The sequence below is a fragment of the Segetibacter aerophilus genome (assembly GCF_007991655.1).
GTDB classification, from domain to species: Bacteria; Bacteroidota; Bacteroidia; order Chitinophagales; family Chitinophagaceae; genus Segetibacter; species Segetibacter aerophilus.
The window spans coordinates 237,249-252,144 of the sequence record NZ_BJYT01000008.1; the positions used below are offsets into that span (position 1 = coordinate 237,249).

Here is a 14,896-nt window from a genome sequence, read left to right on the forward strand (position 1 = left end):
CTGTATAATATAATATGTTTCATTACGGCGCAGCCTACAAATTTCTAATTCCTGTTCTCGTTATAATGCTGTTGGCCTCTTGTACCGTTGTAAAAAACTATCCTGCAAACACACCTTTTGTTTTCAAAAATAAGATTAATGTAACAGGCGAAATTTCGAAAGATGAGAAGAACCGCTTACAGACTGAATTGTATAATTACTGGGATGATAGTTTGAAAGTTAATAGCATTCTGCAATTTGGAGTTCGTACCGTTATCAAAAATCCCAACGTTTTTGATAGCGCCGACATCAATAGAAGTGTTGTGTTTATGAACTCCTTTCTTACTGCACAGGGATATTACAACTCTTTGATTACCCCACAGACACCGATCGTTGATACAGTAGAAGATCAGTATCGTACAACGGTGGAAATGGACATTAGTGTAAATAAGAGTCTCAAAATAGATTCCGTAGCTTACGACACTTCCTTTCTGCCTGAGTTGCGAAAACTGGCTTTAGAAAATAAAGAAGAAAGCAGGCTGATTAAAAACAAGCCGTTCACACAGGCCGTCGTATCTGGTGAGCTTGATCGGCTCGTAGCCCTTTTCAGAAAAAATGGTTTCTACAGATTTACCAGGGAAAATCTTTATGCCGAAGTTGACACTACCGACATTTCTTTGTTAGAAGTAACCCTCGATCCATTTGAGCAGGCAAGAAAGATTTCTGAGTCGATAGAGAAGAGAAAACAAAATCCTACCATCAATATCACCATCAAACCTGATGTATCTGCTGACTCAAATGCCTTTAGAAAATATTATACAGGTAAGATCTTTTACTATCCGCAAACCCTAATTAATCAACCGCTTGATTCGGTTCTAAATAAAGATTTTCCACTTGTAACAAATCAAAGGGAATTTACTTTAAAGCAGGAAACTCAAATGGTTATTATGAGGCCGTTGCGTGAACACACTTACTTGAAGGAAGGCACTATCTACAACGAGGAAAGTTATTATAAAACGATCAATGCTTTTTCGCAGCTGGGCCCATGGAGCCAGGTGGATGTAAGAGCAATTCCGCGAACGGACTCAGCAAGTATTCTTGACTTTCATTTCTTTCTTACCCCTGCTTCTAAATATTCTTTCGGTTATGATTTTGAGGTCAGCCGCAACAGCGGAAGTATCTATTCCAGCAACCTGCTTGGTATTACCAATGTACTTACACTTCGCAATCGCAACCTTTGGAAGCGAGCAGTTCAATCCAGCACAAACGTGCGGGCAGGAGTTGAGTTAGGATTTACTGACACCGCAGTTTTACAAACGATCCAGGCAAGTGTATCGCAAACTTTCAGTATTCCTCGTTTTATAACTCCCTTTAAAATAACAGGCGTAAAAAGTCTTGATGATTATAAAACGGTCATCAATCTCAATGCCTCTTACACTGATAGAAGAAACTTTTTTCGGTTGAGGTCTGCCGTAGCATCGTGGGGTTATGAGTGGAGAAAGAATAACCATGTTTGGTTGTACCGTCCGTTAAATATCGAATTGTATAGCCTCGATACTTTGTCGGGTCTATTGGCAGCATTTGAGAAAAATCCTTTCCTGCGAACCGCTTTCAATACGGGTTATGTGATCAGCCAGAATATTACCTACAGTATCACCTTTACCAATCCGCGCCATCCAAACGTGACAAATAACTTAAGAATTTCTGCAGAGGAAGCTGGCGGCCTGATGGGAAGGTTTGTAGGTTTAAGAAACAAAATCTACCAATACCTGAAATTTGAAAGTGAGTTCAGCCAGGTGAAGCAATGGCGAAAAACCTCTTTTGCTTATCGGCTGTTTGGTGGTATCGGATACAACTATAGTAATGATCCTGTCATTGGTCAGTCGCTTCCTTTCTTTAAACAGTTCGCCGCTGGCGGTCCTAATAGCATGAGAGCATGGGGGCTCCGACAGTTAGGCCTGGGATCATCGCTTGCCAGCGATACTTCTACAGGCTTTCGCGATCGCTTCGGCGACATTCAGCTTGAAGCCGACTTTGAGTACCGCTTCCCGATTACTACTATCGGAGGTGTAAAAATTAATAGCGCCCTTTTTGCTGACGTCGGCAATATCTGGAATCTGAAAAACATTGTTGAAAACCCTGAAAGTAAGCTCACCCTCGATCGCCTGGGGCGCGACATAGCCATAGCGGCGGGAACAGGTTTACGCTTCGACTTCAACTATTTTCTTGTTCGCTTCGACTTCGCTTACAAAGTGAAAGATCCAGCCCGGCGCAGCAACAATGGCTGGATGAGTATCAGCGATTTTGAATGGAGAAACCGCGAGTATGTAAAGTACATTAACGGCAGAGAGCTCAAGAGAAACAACTTTGCTTTTCAATTAGGTATCGGGCTGCCCTTCTAAAAAAGTCCCCGTCTTTTCCTTCCTCACAAATCCTTCCATTGTTTGCGCATCTGCTGCCAGGTAATCACCAATTCTTGTTCGCCTTAGGCTGCTTAAGTAAGCGCCGCATCCCAACTGCTGGCCGTAATCGTTTGCGAGACTTCTTATATAAGTACCCGTTGTACATACTACTTTAAAATACACGACAGGCAGGTCTACTTTTTCTATCGTGAAACTCTTAATAGTAACCGGCCTTGGCTCTAACACCACATCGATGCCCTTTCTTGCCATCAGGTAAACAGGTTTTCCGGCTTGCTTTATAGCCGAGTGTATGGGAGGCACCTGGAGGATGTCGCCTGTAAAAAAAGCCGTTGCAGCACGCAGTTTTTCTTCTGTAATCTCACTGATATCTTTTGTCTCTATCGGCTCACTTTCAAGATCATAAGTTGGAGTTATTGCGCCCAGTGTAAACGAACCAGTATACTCCTTTTCCATCCCCATGTACTCGTTTATCTTCTTGGTAAACTTGCCAGTACAGACAATCAGCAATCCCGTAGCAAGGGGATCAAGCGTGCCTGCATGTCCTACTTTCTTAATCTTAATGAGCGACCTTATTTTTCTAACCACGTCAAATGAGGTCCAATCAAGAGGTTTATCAATTAGTATAACCTGCCCGGCCTCATACTTATTCAAATCTTTTTGCAATGCTTTTTTGGCAAATGTAAATCTTGCTTAATTGGTACAGCAACTACAGTCGTAATTAGAAGATTTGTTGCTGGGTTAAATGGACGGGAAAATCTTTTTTAGCTATTAAAATAAATTTTGGTCCCGCCACAGGGATTTCTATTGGTCTTAAGTTGCGTCGCACACTTGTACAGCTAAGCATCTTTTCAGCACACATTTTTCAAAAACCGAAATAAGTCTCAAGAGTAGATGGCGTACCTTATGTTTTATCAAACATTCCCCAAAAGCTTCGGCGGTACTTTCGGCGCAAAAGTTGAATTAGTTACGTAAACAAAAAATAAATTAAGTATGGGGCACGATAATAACGGCAAGTACGAAAAACTGATGGAGCTAACCAAAGGTGACTACAAAGCTTTCTTGTATGACTGCGACGGCACACTTGCCGACAATATGGAAGATCATAAGGAGACTTACGAAAGAGTAGCCTCAGATGGTGGGGTAGAAATTGATCCGGGCATAGTGGATGAATTAGCGGGATACCCAACAACTGAAGTGGTAGCCGAAATAAACAAGAGGTATAAAAGCGATTTTAATCCGAAGGAATTTGACGCTTCGAAGTCCGAGCTGTTTTACAACGAATTCATCCCTCAAACAAAACCTATTACTCACGTAGTGGACCATTTGAAGGCCAGTGCAGGAAAATACAAAATAGCGGTAGTCTCTGGCAGTTCACGGAAAACGATCAAGAAAACATTGGAAGTACTAGGGATAGACTCATTGGTTGATCTTATGGTCTGCTCGGAAGATTATGAAAAAGGCAAACCAAATCCAGAGCCTTTTTTAATGGCTGCCGAAAAACTAGGCGTTGAACCTGAAGCATGTATCGTATTTGAAGACGGTGACCCTGGTGTTCAGGCAGCCGAGGCAGCTGGAATGAAGTCGATAAGAATTGACAAAGTGTAAAATGAAATCTTGCGCTGCAACCTATGCTTCTGCTACATCATCTATACAAGTGGTTTTTCATAGAATATTGGATAAAAACAGGGCAGCATTTCTATGCAGCCCTCTTTTTTTAAACCAATATTTTTTGAACTCATCTTATAGATGAAAGTGAGATTAGAGCAAGAAAAATCAGGGAAATTTTAGCAATGCTAATTAGGGAGTAACGAGTTGTGTTTTCGTTACTGGCAGAATACCAGGTAAAAAGGCTTAAACCTGCAAATCATAAAACCAAGAGAAGACTACTTAAAGCATATATAATCTTACTTGCGTATATGGTCGGAACTTCATTGCGTGTGAAAGTCGCTATCACTCTTTTGAATTTGTGCTGAAGGCTCGTCTTTGTTTCTATAAAGAAGTTATCAATCTGAAACAGCTCATATTTTATTACTTTCTTTTCAAATCTCTCAGAAACTTTTTTTGCGTCAAAAATGGCTGCTTTTTTTTGCTCTTCGTCTAAATCGTTAAATTGTTCAACTGTCATCGTTTCCATTTGCAATAGTATTGTTAAGAATTATGCCAATAAAGCAAACAGAACAAATTTGAATAAAGTGTTATAAGTAACAGTGAGTGACACAACGATGTTGAGTAAAGACGTAGAGTCGGGTAAACAAATCATTCTGTAAAAAATTAAAACACCTCAACATGCTTATACCCAATGTTGTGCAAAAAATTTTCCATAACAATTTTGGCCTTCGCATCTGCCTTAGTTAATATGTGTTGGTTTAATGCGTGCTCTATCATTTTTCGCCTTGCCTGGGCCTTTACACGAATCACTTCATCATTTGACCATTCTCCTTTTTCAACAAACGTTTCAAAATCTGAAGGATTTAAAATAGCATCTAAAATTTGAGCCTTGGGTAACTGAACACGAACAGTATCATTTTTTATGGTAACACCTGAGTCAGACAATCGTGTTAGGTCGGTACCGACTAAAATTTTTCCCCGCCCAATTATAACCAGTTGCTTGTCTGCAGACGGAAGAATAGGCACAGGCGTAAACCGATTAAAGCCGTTGACAAATGCAGAACCTTTTGTTTTTATAGTAGTGTCAGCAACAACCTCGTCAAACGAGGTATACGTAATCAGTTGTCCTATTGACTTTATTTCTTTTATAAGTATCGGCGTTTGATCGATCGTTATTTGTTTAGAAACAAAAATATTTTTCATAGAAGGGATAACCACCCGTGTGATGAACCAGTAGCAGATCAGTAAGAAAATGATTTTTGTAACCAGGGATGCGACCTTTCTCATTGCATAGGATTTTGACGCGTACTTCCATCGTAAGTAATCCGTATGTTGTCATAGCCCAGTCTCTTTAAAAAGCTCGTTACAAACATCGAAGTATTTACTTTAGCCTGGTTTAGTATTCCCAATGAGTCAATGCTGTTTAGTATCTGCTGTTCAGCTTGTGCTGCCAGTGCATCCCGGTCTTGCGATTTAAACTTGTCTCTAAACACACTCACCGTTTCGTATTCAGTCTTAATGCCTTCAGCAGGCAAGCTAATACTGATAACCTTTGGAGGAGGCAGGGACACTTCAATGTTTTTGCCTGCTATTTTAAAACTGTTTTCATTTATCGCACCCATATCGATGCCTGCTTTTATATGTGCCTCACAACTCATCAATATTTTTCGATCGCCTACCTTAAACCATGTTTTATTGTCGCTTGCTTTAATCACTTTCGTCACAGTGTATTCTACCGTTGCCAGGTCGCTCATTTCTCTTAATGTAAGCACACCCGGCTTCTCATCGGTATTATCCTTTTTAGCACAAGAAACTAAAAACAGTAAAAGTATAAGGATAGTCTGCTGCATATTTTATATTGCTATTTTTTTATACCGGCATTTGTTTTTCATAGCGTCATTCTTGCGTCGCAATCCGTTCATCATTAAAACTTAGTGCAACTCATAAAAACGTTGCTACTTGGTTTGATCCTCTGCTAAGTCATTTGCCATCACTACAATTGCCACCTGTTGACTTATTCTAATAATAATGAAAACTATGCCTTCTATAGTTTTTACAACACGATAAAAACGGTATTTGTTTTAAAAGCATCTTTGTGCGATGAAGAAATATGCTATAATCGTAGCCGGTGGTTCTGGTCAAAGAATGGGAAGCGAGGTGCCAAAACAATTTCTATTAATAAAGGGGAAACCGCTGCTTCAATACACTCTTCAAACTTTTCTACTCACTTACGACGATCTGCAAATTATTTTAGTTCTGCCACGACAGCAATTCAATTACGGGGAACAGATTGTAAAGCAGATGGATGCAGAAGAACGCGTGCAAATAGTAGCCGGTGGGCCAACTCGCTTTCATTCGGTACAAAACGGGTTGAAGCAAATAACTGAGCCCGCCATCGTTTTTGTGCACGATGGTGTTCGGTGTCTTGTTTCAGTTCCATTAATACAAAGATGTTATCAGCAAGCGTTAGAAAAAGGAAGTGCGATACCTGCTGTAGTTGCAACTGACTCGATTCGTGTTGTTGAGGGAACAACTCATTTAACCATTGATAGAAACAATATTCGCATCGTTCAAACACCTCAAACTTTTCGGTCCGACATTCTATTGGCTGCTTTCAAGCAGGAATATACGGAAGCTTTTACCGATGAAGCTACGGTAGTGGAAGCGGCAGGTAACGAAGTGTTTTTAATAGAAGGCGAACACAACAATTTAAAAATAACCCGCCCGCTTGATTTGTTTATCGCCGAAAAGTTATTGGAAGAAGGTTTTCACCGACAATAAGATTATGCAGGCTTATCTAGGCAATAATTTCAGTACATTCGGTGCCTAAACTATTCTGCTTGTATGACTGGGTTACAGATAAGAAGCTTGCTGATTTCGGTCATATTTCTTTGCTTTTCGATACCAGGTATTTCACAGGCTTTAGTGCCTGACTCTTCTCTTTCACCTGCTGCAAAATCTGCGATTAGCTTTTACAGTACCACCCTAAAAGAACAACTCCGTTTATATAACGGAAAAGAATACCAGGAGTACATTCTTCCATTTGACGAAGGTCATCCTTATTTCATTCAAACTAATTTCAATAAGGGGACGATCAATTACGATGGTAATACCTACAGCGATGTTTCCATTTTATATAATCTCGTTACAGACGAGGTAATCATTCTTAATGCTAGCCAGGTATTGAAAATTCAGCTCCTAAAAGAAAGGATTAAAGCTTTTTCAGTGTTGGGACATACCTTCTTACATCTTGAACCCGACACTGGTCTTACAAAAAATATAACCTCCGGCTTCTATGATATTCTTACCGTTGGGAAAACTTCCTTGCTAGCTCGCCGGACAAAGAATATTCAGACTTATACTAAACAGAAGCTCGAGTTGAAGGTTTTTGAAAAAGATCATTTCTATCTGAAAAAGAACAATACCTATATTCAAATACGCGGTAAGAAATCTTTGCTCGAACAATTTGACGATAAGAAAAAGGAGATACAGCAATATATCAAGCAAAACAATCTTAACTATCGAAGGGCTGCTGAAAATTTTATGATAAAAACAACCGAATACTACAATCAGCTAACGAAGTAATAATGAGACTTTTTAAACAAATCTTGCTGCTGTGTTTTCTTTTAGCCTCCGTGACAAATTATGCCCAAAAAACAAAAAGTGAACTAATAACCGGCGCATTTAGAAGTGCCGATATAGATGAATTTGTAAAGACAATTGAACAGCAAACTAACTATACCTTCTACTATAACCGCGCCCAGTTCGATTCGTTTGCTGTTACAATAACCGTTACTGCTATGCCTCTGACAGAGCTGTTAAAAACAGTTTTTCAATACACAGATTTTAATGCTAGTATAGATAACGAACATCATGTCTTTCTTACGAAAGGAGTTTCAATAGTTACAACGCTTGCAGCGCCGGGTAGTACAAACAGAAACGACTCTCTTAAAAATGCACGGCTTTCTTCAAATCAAAATAATGGAAAGCCGATCATCGGCGCACAGACTTTTGCTAATGATAAACTCTACCAGATAGGCGTAAAAACGCCTGGTTCAAATGAAGGTACCGCAGTAGTATCTCTTTACGTAACCTCATTGAAAACACAAGAACCGCTCTCCCAAAGTTCAATAGGTTTAGATGGAAAGGACGACGTGGCGACAACTGACAGCAATGGTATGTACCGTCTTGTACTTTCTAAGGGACGTCATATTGTTACCATAAACAGCTTTGGAAAAAAGGCAGCGCGCCGACAACTCATTGTATATGCCGACGGATTGTTACCAGTTGAAATGGAAGATGAAATACGCGTGCTTGAAGATGTGCTTGTTTCAACCCAACGAAATATCAATGTGAACAGGGCACAGATGGGTTCAGAACGGCTTAACATTAAAACTATCAAACAAGTACCTGCGGTCTTTGGTGAAGCGGATGTGTTGCGGGTAATCCTAACCCTGCCGGGGGTAAAATCTGTAGGTGAAGCCAGTACAGGTTTTAATGTCAGGGGCGGTGGGGCTGATCAAAATCTTATACTTTTCAACGATGCTACCATTTATAATCCTTCGCACTTTTTCGGTTTCTTTTCAGCCTTTAACCCGGAAGTTATAAAAGATGTCGAATTGTTTAAAAGTAGCATACCTGCAAAATATGGAGGTCGTTTATCTTCTGTCTTAAACATTACCAGTCGCGAAGGAAGTAAGACGAAGTACAGTGGTACGGCGGGCGTCGGCCTTCTTACAAGCCGTATTACTGTTGAAGGACCTATTCAGAAAGATAAGTCTTCGTTCATCTTTGGCGCACGCACAACCTATGCAAACTGGTTGCTCGAATTATTGCCCAAAAATTCCAACTATAGAAATAGCGCAGCTTCCTTTTATGATTTCAACTTGCTGCTAAGTCAAAAAATCAACGAAAGGAATGATTTGTATTTTACCGGTTATGCGAGCAAAGACCAATTCAATTTGAACAACGATACGGTATATGGTTATCAAAACAGATCGCTTTCAATTAAGTGGAAGCACGTGTTTAATAGCAGGCTTGAAGGCGCTTTTACAACAGGACATGATAGTTATAAATATCAAAATTCCAGTGAAGAAAATAAGATAAACGCCTACAAGATGGGCTTTGATATTAACCAGCTCAATCTAAAAACAGATTTCACCTATACGCTAGATCGTACGCATATAATTGACTTTGGTTTGAGTGCTGTGTATTACAAACTCCACCCCGGATCTTTTGTTCCTGTAGGGCAGGAGTCTTTGGTTACTCCTAATGTTTCATCACCCGAGCAGGCGGCAGAAAGTGCGGTGTACATTAATGACCGCTACGATTTTAGTAATAAATTTTCGGTAAGTGGAGGCATCAGGTATTCTATGTTCAATTACCTGGGAGCACAAAATGTAAATGTGTATGCCGCAGGTTTGCCGAAGCAGGAAAGCACTTTAATAAACAAGGTTTCCTATACTCCCGGCCAGGTTATTAAAACTTATCACGGCCCTGAAGTTCGGCTGTCGGCTAAATATTCTTTAACAAAAAGCTTCTTCGTTAAAGGAAGCTACAATACGTTGAGGCAGTACATTCACATGTTGTCTAACACAACTGCCATTTCTCCAACCGATATTTGGAAGCTAAGCGATTTAAATATTAAGCCCCAATTCGGCGAGCAATTCTCAATTGGATTTTTTAAGAATTTTGGAGTTGACTCTATTGAAACATCTGTTGAGGTGTATTATAAAAAAATACAGAATACCCTGGACTATAGAAGTGGCGCCCAACTCGTGCTAAACCCACATATCGAAACGGATGTTATTAATGCAAGGGGTAAGGCATACGGGGTTGAGTTGATGGTGAAAAAAAGAATAGGCAAACTAAATGGATGGATGAGTTATACCTGGTCGAGAACGCTGCTGCAAATGAATGATCCTAACATAGGTACCCCTGTTAATGGTGGGAAATTCTATCCTGCTAATTATGATAAACCGCATGATGCAACAGTTGTAGGTAACTACGCCATCAACCACAGGTTTAGTTTATCCTTAAATCTAACTTACAGCACTGGAAGACCAATTACTTTGCCTATTGGTAGATATTATTACGGCGGTTCACAAAGGGCACTTTATTCTGATAGAAATGCCAATCGCATCCCAGATTATTTCCGTACAGATTTTTCTATGAATATTGATGGAAACCACAAAGTTCACCAACTAACGCATAACTCCTGGACGATAGGGGTATATAATCTTACCGGGAGAAAAAATCCTTACTCCGTTTATTTTACATCCGAGAATGGCGTAGTCAACGGTTATAAGCTTTCAATCTTTGGAAGTGCAATTCCTTTTATTAATTACAACATAAGATTTTAATATGCGCAAAGTATGGATGGTCATATGGGTAGTTATTATAGCCATCGTTTGGGTAGGGTGTAAGGAGCGTTTTGATCCAAAGATACCGTCTTCTCAAAGCAACTACCTGGTTGTGGAAGGATTTATAAATGCACGCGGGTTCACTACCATAAAATTAAGCAGAACAGTAGCTATCAAAGATTCATCGAAAGTGAAACCTGAGTTAAACGCTATTGTCACCATAAAGGGTGAAGACAATTCTACTTTTAATGTACGGGCAACAGGAAAGGGTTCTTATGTATCAGACTCTCTTATTTTAAAACCAGCACAGAAATACAGGTTGCAAATAAAGACTACGACAGGAGAATATTTATCAGAGTATGTAGCCGTAAAGCAAACACCCTTAATCGATAGCATAAGCTGGAAGTATAAAAATAGCGATGTGGAAATTTCTGTAAATACACATGACCAGCAAAACAACACGCGCTATTACAAGTGGGATTACGAAGAAACCTGGGAAATACATTCTGCCTACATGACTTACTATGAATATAAAAATGGTGCTGTTACTCCACGTCAATCATTTGATGAGATCTTGAAGCTTTTCTACTGTTGGAGAAATGAAAGCTCCCAAAGGATTATTATAGGGTCATCAGCTCAACTTGCCAATGACGTCATTAGTTCTGCGCCTCTTATAAGCATTCCAATGCATGCCGAACGATTTAGTGTTCGCTACAGCATTTTGGTTCGTCAATATTCCTTAGATCGAAAAGGCTACGATTTCTTCAGTATGATGAAAAGTAATACCGAATCTTTAGGGTCAATATTCGATCCACTACCGTCCGAGGTTACGGGTAATATTAGTTGCGTCAGCAATCCAAATGAGAAAGTTATCGGTTACATTCCAGCGTCTACCGTTAACGAAAAAAGAATTTTTATATCCAATGTTCCCTCACGTTTCACTCTCGACTGTCAACCAACTTATGTTGCTAATAACCGCGATAGCTTTCGGGTTTATTATGACATGGGAGGACTATTACCCTACCAGGCAGAAGGAACGCCGGGGCCAATAAAAGGATATTACTCAGCTTATCCTGATTGCGTTGATTGTACTTTAAGAGGTACTAACGTAAAACCTTCATTCTGGTAAAATTCAAAATGATTAAACTTTTGTGTTCACATATTTCATTTTATAAAACACTCGTTTGTATCCTTTGCTTCGCCCTAGGCGGATTTTCGTCGTTTGCGCAAACTGATCAATCAGAAGGAATTCTAAAAAAAATAGCGGAGTATAAAGACCAGGTTTTAAGGGAAAAAATCTTTGTGCATACAGACAGAACGTCTTATGTAGCGGGGGAAATAATCTGGTTTAAAATATATTGTACCGAGGCTGCGAATAATCATTTGTTAGACGTGAGTAAGGTCGCTTATGTGGAAGTGCTTGACAAAGATCAGCAGCCGGTACTTCAAGGCAAGATAGCTCTAGATGGGGGAACCGGAAGCGGTTCATTCGTTATCCCGTTAAATATGAGATCAGGGAATTTTATACTTCGTTCTTATACAAATTGGATGAAGAATTTTGATCCGGAATCTTATTTCCACCAGGGAATAACTATCATCAATACCTTAAAAGCTGAAACTGCTACAACTGATAAAGTAGTGCGTACTTACAATGCACAATTTTTCCCGGAAGGTGGAAGCCTGGTAAGTGAATTAAAAAGTAAGGTAGCTTTTCGCGTAACAGATAATGCGGGCAAAGGAGTAGAATTTAACGGAGTGGTGGTTGACCAGGAAAATGATACAGTTCTTCATTTTAAGCCTGTAAAATTTGGTATCGGCAATTTCACATTTACCCCGCAAAAAGGTAAGCAATACAAAGCGATTGTTACCGCCAGGGAAGGAATGGTTACTTCCCAAAATTTGCCAGTACCTCTTAGTTCCGGCTTCGTTTTAAACATTCCGGATGTAACTGCAGGTAGTTCTTTAAAAATTAATGTCCGTACAAATACAACGGATCGTTCCGCCTTTTTAGTCGTTCATCAAAATAACCAGGTAAAAGCTTCAAACTACATGCGGTTTGAAAATGGTAATGCAGACTTTCAATTGGACAAAAGCAGATTAGGGGACGGTGTTACTTACATCACTTTGTTTAACCAAAACAATCAGCCCGTTTGCGAAAGGCTGTATTTTAAAAAGCCTCAGCAACAATTAATGATTGAAGCAGGTGCAGATCAACAGCAGTTTGCAAATCGAAGAAAAGTTACTGTGAGCTTACTTTCAAAAGATGAAGGCGCAAACCTTGATCCATCAGAAATGTCAATGGCAGTTTTTCTTGTAGACTCTTTGCAATCGAGACCGGAAAATATCAATACCTACCTATGGATGTCATCAGATTTAAAGGGTATTGTGGAGGCGCCGGAATATTATTTTGATAACAACAGTGTTGAAGTAGATGCGGCAGTCGATAACCTTATGCTGACGCACGGCTGGCGTAAGTTTAAATGGGATGAGGTACTTGGCAACAAGAAACAGACATATACTTTTTTGCCTGAGTATGAAGGACACCTGGTAGGAGGCAAGATCATAAACAAGTACACCAATTCACCAGGGAGAGATGTTCCGGGGTATCTTTCTGTTCCGGGCCCACTTTTTCATCTCTATACTGCCCTAAGTGGACAAGATGGAAGTATCTACTTCAATACATCCAATTTCTTTGGATCGACATTGATTGTAGGTCAGACAAACAGATTAGCGAGTGACTCTTTTCGCTTAGATATTTCAAATCCGTTTTCAGAAGAATATTCCTCTATTAAAGTGCCTTCGTTTAGTCCGCTTCAAATTTCACCTCGTCAATTATTAAACAAGAGCGTACACATGCAGGTGCAAAATGTTTATAGCGGTGAGAAATTGAACCGGTTATTAGCACCACAAATGGATACGGCTAGTTTTTATGGCAAACCTGAATTTAAGTATATGCTGGAGGATTATACCCGTTTTCCGACAATGGAGGAAGTGCTGCGCGAATACGTGAGAGAAGTGAACGTTAAAAAAAGACGGGACAATTTTATACTAACAACTGTAACCAAAGACGAACTAGGTAATCCTATTATAAAAGAGCCAGTAGTGCTGCTAGACGGAGTACCGCAATTTGACAATGGCAATAAAATAACGCACTACGATCCTCTGAAAGTGCAAAAACTCGAAGGAGTGCAGGAAAGATACTTTTTAGGCCCTGTTAGTTTTGATGGCGTTGCCAGCTTTTCTACCTACAGCGGCGACCTCGAAGGGTTTCGCTTAGATACTACATCAACAGTTCTTGACTATGATGCGCTGCAATTGAAAAGAGAGTTCTACGCACCTGGTTACGGCACAAGCAAGGACTACTCAAGCAGGCTTCCTGATTTTCGCAGCTTGTTGTACTGGTCCCCTGATATTAAGACAGACAATACCGGCAAGAAAGAAATAAGTTTTTATACTTCTGACCTTACCGGAAGGTTTGCAGTAATTCTGCAGGGAATTTCAAAAAGCGGAAGATCGGGGTCAAAAGTGTTTACGATAGACGTGACAAAATAGCTTCTAGCTTATTTTTTAAAGAGTTTTAGCGGCCATGGAAGAAGGTTGTATTTTAGTTTAAAGTAGGGTTGGTTAATACTTCCAAAGTTTTGATAGAAGTTTTTCACCCCGGGCAAATCTGATCCTTCAAAATCAAAAATGAAATCTTTGCCTGAAAATTCTTCTATTACTGCATCTAGCAAAAAATGATTTGCTTCACTTTTCCTTCCTGCAGTTGTTGTCGAGTTCATGAGGTTGTAAATCCTCTTGCCGTCGGTCAATAACAATACCGTTGCCATTGTTGTTCCGTGCTCATCCACTGCTTCCCTGCATAGAAGCATCCCGTTTTCTCTGCAGTATGAACAGATCTTTTTGAAGTTGCGGTAGTCGTCATTGTTTACATGGGGCATCCGTTGTCCGTATTGCTCCCTGTATAACTGAATAGACTGATCGTACTCGCCTTGCTCGCGGTAAAAGAGTTGAAATCGCTTGCTTCTTTTTAGATTTCTAAGGAGGTCTCCATGATAGTTAGCCACGGTATTTTTATAAGTAGCTGAAAGGTCAAGAATGAAGTTGGTTGCGGTAGTTACCTGGAGCGAAGGATCAGGCGGAAGTGTTGAAACGACGTAATTCCAATTGACTTCACAGAATCGATATTGATGCTGTAAATACTTGATGATCTCTTTATAAGGCACGGCAACTTCTTGCTGGCAGAACACACCAAGCTGTTGAGTAAAAGATGGCTGGTATAAATAAGTAATACCAAGTTTTGTACGGGTGGTTAAAGGTAGTGCCCATTCATAATCCCCACTGATAAGAGCGTTCCAACCAGGAGCTATATTATCGAGATAAAAAGATTGCGCGTAGATTAATCGGTTTTGAGAAAGGCTTATGCAATTGTCCCATTTGGCTTTGTTTATCTCGCTGTGTTGTAAGAATTGTATGTGGGGAGAAATGCTTTTCAAAAATGTAGAATTAGCTTTTTTAGTACAA

At 39.9% G+C, this 14,896-nt stretch carries 12 protein-coding genes; 7 read left to right on the top strand and 5 right to left on the bottom strand.

The window, feature by feature from the left end:
* The first annotated feature begins 14 nt into the window (after positions 1–14).
* Complete coding sequence (locus tag SAE01_RS12520; RefSeq protein WP_147204105.1) at positions 15–2,381, top strand: BamA/TamA family outer membrane protein; 2,367 nt, start codon at positions 15–17, stop codon at positions 2,379–2,381.
* Here SAE01_RS12520 and truB read toward each other — a convergent pair.
* Entirely contained in the window at positions 2,358–3,053 is a 696-nt protein-coding gene (gene truB, locus SAE01_RS12525) for a tRNA pseudouridine(55) synthase TruB (protein ID WP_246113230.1), read from the bottom strand. The two genes, SAE01_RS12520 and truB, sit on opposite strands and share 24 nt — an antisense overlap.
* A 339-nt stretch (positions 3,054–3,392) precedes the next feature.
* On the opposite strand from truB, the gene SAE01_RS12530 reads away from it, so the two are divergent.
* Positions 3,393–4,007 carry an HAD family hydrolase gene (locus tag SAE01_RS12530; RefSeq protein ID WP_147204107.1) on the top strand — a complete coding sequence of 205 codons (615 nt, stop codon included), beginning with the start codon at positions 3,393–3,395 and terminating at the stop codon, positions 4,005–4,007.
* Positions 4,008–4,266: 259 nt separating this feature from the next.
* Here SAE01_RS12530 and SAE01_RS12535 read toward each other — a convergent pair whose 3' ends face one another.
* From SAE01_RS12535 to SAE01_RS12545, 3 genes are all read right to left on the bottom strand, one after another.
* Positions 4,267–4,527 carry a hypothetical protein gene (locus SAE01_RS12535; protein WP_147204108.1) on the bottom strand — a complete coding sequence of 87 codons (261 nt, stop codon included), beginning with the start codon at positions 4,525–4,527 and terminating at the stop codon, positions 4,267–4,269.
* A 146-nt stretch (positions 4,528–4,673) separates the two neighbouring features.
* Positions 4,674–5,297 carry a DUF4230 domain-containing protein gene (locus SAE01_RS12540; RefSeq protein WP_147204109.1) on the bottom strand — a complete coding sequence of 208 codons (624 nt, stop codon included), beginning with the start codon at positions 5,295–5,297 and terminating at the stop codon, positions 4,674–4,676.
* On the bottom strand, positions 5,294–5,860 hold the full coding sequence (locus tag SAE01_RS12545; RefSeq protein WP_147204110.1) for a DUF4230 domain-containing protein: 567 nt from the start codon (positions 5,858–5,860) through the stop codon (positions 5,294–5,296). Before SAE01_RS12545 ends, SAE01_RS12540 begins: the two co-directional genes overlap by 4 nt.
* Before the next feature lie 250 nt (positions 5,861–6,110).
* Between SAE01_RS12545 and SAE01_RS12550 the strand changes: the two genes are divergently transcribed.
* The 5 genes from SAE01_RS12550 to SAE01_RS12570 all read left to right on the top strand — a co-directional run bounded on the left by SAE01_RS12550 (position 6,111) and on the right by SAE01_RS12570 (position 13,924).
* Positions 6,111–6,791: a 2-C-methyl-D-erythritol 4-phosphate cytidylyltransferase gene (locus SAE01_RS12550; protein WP_147204111.1), complete on the top strand. Its 681-nt coding sequence runs from the start codon at positions 6,111–6,113 to the stop codon at positions 6,789–6,791.
* A 63-nt stretch (positions 6,792–6,854) separates the two neighbouring features.
* On the top strand, positions 6,855–7,595 hold the full coding sequence (locus SAE01_RS12555) for a hypothetical protein (RefSeq protein WP_147204112.1): 741 nt from the start codon (positions 6,855–6,857) through the stop codon (positions 7,593–7,595).
* Between the two features lie 2 nt (positions 7,596–7,597).
* Entirely contained in the window at positions 7,598–10,372 is a 2,775-nt protein-coding gene (locus SAE01_RS12560; protein ID WP_147204113.1) for a TonB-dependent receptor, read from the top strand.
* Position 10,373: 1 nt separating this feature from the next.
* Positions 10,374–11,501 (top strand): DUF4249 domain-containing protein, encoded by a 1,128-nt coding sequence (locus tag SAE01_RS12565; RefSeq protein WP_147204114.1) that lies wholly within the window; start codon positions 10,374–10,376, stop codon positions 11,499–11,501.
* 8 nt (positions 11,502–11,509) lie between these two features.
* Positions 11,510–13,924 (top strand): hypothetical protein, encoded by a 2,415-nt coding sequence (locus SAE01_RS12570; RefSeq protein WP_147204115.1) that lies wholly within the window; start codon positions 11,510–11,512, stop codon positions 13,922–13,924.
* Between the two features lie 8 nt (positions 13,925–13,932).
* On the opposite strand, the gene SAE01_RS12575 is transcribed toward SAE01_RS12570, so the two are convergent.
* Positions 13,933–14,868, bottom strand: a complete 936-nt coding sequence (locus SAE01_RS12575; protein ID WP_147204116.1) for a GNAT family N-acetyltransferase — start codon at positions 14,866–14,868, stop codon at positions 13,933–13,935.
* Positions 14,869–14,896: the final 28 nt, after the last annotated feature.

What these genes read in the sequence shown, in the direction of transcription:
- SAE01_RS12560 (WP_147204113.1), top strand. Translation starts at nt 7,598, where the DNA reads ATGAGACTTTTTAAACAAATCTTGCTGCTGTGTTTTCTTTTAGCCTCC.
- SAE01_RS12565 (WP_147204114.1), top strand. Translation starts at nt 10,374, where the DNA reads ATGCGCAAAGTATGGATGGTCATATGGGTAGTTATTATAGCCATCGTT.
- SAE01_RS12570 (WP_147204115.1), top strand. Translation starts at nt 11,510, where the DNA reads ATGATTAAACTTTTGTGTTCACATATTTCATTTTATAAAACACTCGTT.
- SAE01_RS12540 (WP_147204109.1), bottom strand. Translation starts at nt 5,297, where the DNA reads ATGAGAAAGGTCGCATCCCTGGTTACAAAAATCATTTTCTTACTGATC.
- SAE01_RS12530 (WP_147204107.1), top strand. Translation starts at nt 3,393, where the DNA reads ATGGGGCACGATAATAACGGCAAGTACGAAAAACTGATGGAGCTAACC.
- SAE01_RS12535 (WP_147204108.1), bottom strand. Translation starts at nt 4,527, where the DNA reads ATGACAGTTGAACAATTTAACGATTTAGACGAAGAGCAAAAAAAAGCA.
- SAE01_RS12520 (WP_147204105.1), top strand. Translation starts at nt 15, where the DNA reads ATGTTTCATTACGGCGCAGCCTACAAATTTCTAATTCCTGTTCTCGTT.
- SAE01_RS12545 (WP_147204110.1), bottom strand. Translation starts at nt 5,860, where the DNA reads ATGCAGCAGACTATCCTTATACTTTTACTGTTTTTAGTTTCTTGTGCT.
- SAE01_RS12555 (WP_147204112.1), top strand. Translation starts at nt 6,855, where the DNA reads ATGACTGGGTTACAGATAAGAAGCTTGCTGATTTCGGTCATATTTCTT.
- SAE01_RS12550 (WP_147204111.1), top strand. Translation starts at nt 6,111, where the DNA reads ATGAAGAAATATGCTATAATCGTAGCCGGTGGTTCTGGTCAAAGAATG.